We start from the raw sequence: 2,504 nt of genomic DNA, 5'->3' as shown, positions 1-2,504 counted from the left end.
CCAGACGACGAGGCCTTGCAGGCGCCCGTCCCCGTCCCCCAACCGCACGTCGCCCAGCGCGCATTGCCGGCCCAGCCCGGGTATCAGATGGTTGCGCAGCAGCCGCAGTACGCGCCACCGCCGACGCGTTACCAGCAGGCGCCCGTCTATGCGCAAGCGCCGGTTTTTGAAAGCGGTCCGTCGAACTATCCGCAGCCGGTGTACGTGCAACAGGCCTATGCAGCGCCCCCTCCACCGGCTGTCCAGTACGTTCCGGTCTATCCCCAGGAGGAGGTGCAGGAATACCCGGTTCAGGCCGTGGTGCAGCCGGTCGTCGCCGTTGCCAGTCCCATTGCCTATCCGGTCTACCGGGCGGGATACTGGGCCGGGTCATTTCCCCGTCCGTACCGCCAAGGGCCCATGATCTACCAGGTCTCGCAATAGCGGAGGGCGCGGGCCAGGGTCGGTTCCAGGCCCGCGCCCGCGAGGCAGAGGATCTTCGGGTCGACCCGTAAACCCTGACTACTGCACGAGCCGGGCTCGCAGGCGCGAATATTCCGCTTCCGAAATGGCCCCTGCCGATTTCAGACGGTCAAGCTTTTCGATCTCCTCGGTTACGCCGAAACCAGCGGCTTGGTGCAGATCATCGCGAGTCTGCTTCTCCCGCTCCTGATTGCGCTCGGCTATGCCACGGCCCTGCGTGGGTTTATGCTGAAAACATAAAAGACAGGAGTCGGCCGATGCTTTGAAAAAGTCGCTGACCGTCTCTCTCAAAAGGTTTTTAGGGGTCTTCCTACCCTTAACCGGCGTTCGCCAGCGGTTTGTAGGCCGATCTAAGGGGTCGTTTTTCTCACCGGCGATTTGAGAAAGCAGAGCAGCGACTTTTTCAACAGCATCGCCCAGATAGCTGACGGTCACGCACTGACCGAGGGCGCTTCATCATCGGCCAATAAGGATGGTCGCCCGCTGCATGCAAGGATATGGATCGCAACGGTGAGAGGCCATCCGTGCCGGTAAGGGCGGTAACGATTGCGGCCGACAAAGAAGGGCAGATCCAGGTCGCCGAGTGAATGACCGCTGCACCCTAGAATCGGACGGCTAAGTCGGGCTTGGTCCGACGTCCGTAGTGGGTCGAGATGGAATGGACACCGCCCTCCCTCCGGGGAATTGGGCACGATTGAGGGCCTCCAGGACCGAACGGCATCAATGTGCCAAAGTGGAGTTGCGACACAACCACTTAAGGAGCGGAGGCCCCAGATGAATGCTACGACATACGGACTCGACATTGCAAAGCGGGTGTTCCAGATGTACTGGGTCGACGCCCAAACTGGCGAGATCGCGAATCGGAAGTTCGGACGTGACGATTTAATTGTATTTCTGGCGCAGCGCCCCGCCGGTCGCGTTGCCCTCGAAGCTTGCGGAAGTGCTCACTGGTGGGCACGTAAGATTCGCGCGCTCGGACATGAGGTGGTGCTATTACACGCCCAATTCATTCGACCTTTCGTGCAAACGAACAAGACTGACGCGGCCGACGCCCGGGCAATCTGGACTGCAGTGCAGCAACCCGGCATGCGCACGGTTGCCGCCAAGACAGAGGATCAGCAAGTGATGCTAAGCCTCCATCGTATGCGCTCGTTGCTCGTCAAATTTCGAACGATGCAGATAAATCAGCTGCGTGGGCTGCTGTATGAATTCGGCGTAACGTTTCGCGCAGGACGCGTAGCAGGACTCGACGAGATCAGAAATCGCATGGCAGAACTCGAAGACACACTGCCACGATCGATACTTCTTAACCTTCTCGAACAGTTGCGTCGCATCAACCTGTTTGAGGAGGACATCGATCAACTCGAGAAGCGGATTGGCGTCTGGCAGAAACACGAAGCGGCATGTCGTGCGATCTCCGAAGTGCCGGGTATCGGCCGCCTGACCGCAACGGCCCTGGTAGCAACAATTGGAGATGCGAAGACATTCAGGTCCGGGCGCGAGTTCGCAGCGTTTCTGGGACTTGTTCCCCGTCAGAATGGTACCGGCGGAAAGATACGGCTGGGCTCGATCTCCAGACGTGGCGACCCATACTTGCGTACGTTGCTGATACATGGGGCGCGCTCTGTTCTGTGTCACACCAAGGTACCCACCGCATGGCAAAAGGCAATACTGGTGCGACGACCAGCAAATGTAGTAACAGTGGCCTTGGCGAACAAAATGGCGAGAATCGCCTGGGCGATCCTCGCTCACGGGACGTCGTACGAAGCGCATCATGTGAGCAACAGACCTGCATAGCAGGATGAGCACTTTGAAGCGTTGAAGAACTGGTAGGTTGCTTGGGTTGATTTCAATGTGATGGCGCGACAGGTCGGACCGCAGGAACGCAAACCTGAACACAGTCTTGTGCTTCAAGCACGTGGCCGAGATGAGGACGTTCCTGGCGAATTCCATCAGGGCCCGCAGCTTCGGCTTGCAAAAGGCCGCATATAAGACCGCAGCCGATACCTCGCTCACGTATCACATAAGATCAACTTGGCAAA

General features: G+C 58.7%; 2 protein-coding genes and 1 pseudogene. 2 read left to right on the top strand and 1 reads right to left on the bottom strand.

Annotated elements, in window-relative coordinates; translation table 11 throughout:
• Positions 1 to 423, top strand: a pseudogene (locus tag P0D80_RS49465) (hypothetical protein); the annotation flags it as partial.
• A 78-nt stretch (positions 424 to 501) separates the two neighbouring features.
• Here P0D80_RS49465 and P0D80_RS49460 read toward each other — a convergent pair.
• A complete protein-coding gene (locus P0D80_RS49460; protein WP_408183702.1) occupies positions 502 to 897 on the bottom strand; it encodes an SHOCT domain-containing protein in 396 nt (131 codons plus the stop codon).
• 339 nt (positions 898 to 1,236) lie between these two features.
• Here P0D80_RS49460 and P0D80_RS49455 point away from each other — a divergent pair, with 339 nt between their 5' ends.
• Complete coding sequence (locus P0D80_RS49455; protein ID WP_211708933.1) at positions 1,237 to 2,259, top strand: IS110 family RNA-guided transposase; 1,023 nt, start codon at positions 1,237 to 1,239, stop codon at positions 2,257 to 2,259.
• The last annotated feature ends 245 nt before the right edge of the window (positions 2,260 to 2,504 follow it).

It is taken from the genome of Paraburkholderia sp. RL17-373-BIF-A (assembly GCF_046030175.1).
Taxonomy (GTDB): Bacteria; Pseudomonadota; Gammaproteobacteria; order Burkholderiales; family Burkholderiaceae; genus Paraburkholderia.
This window is presented reverse-complemented; position numbering and strand designations above follow the sequence as displayed.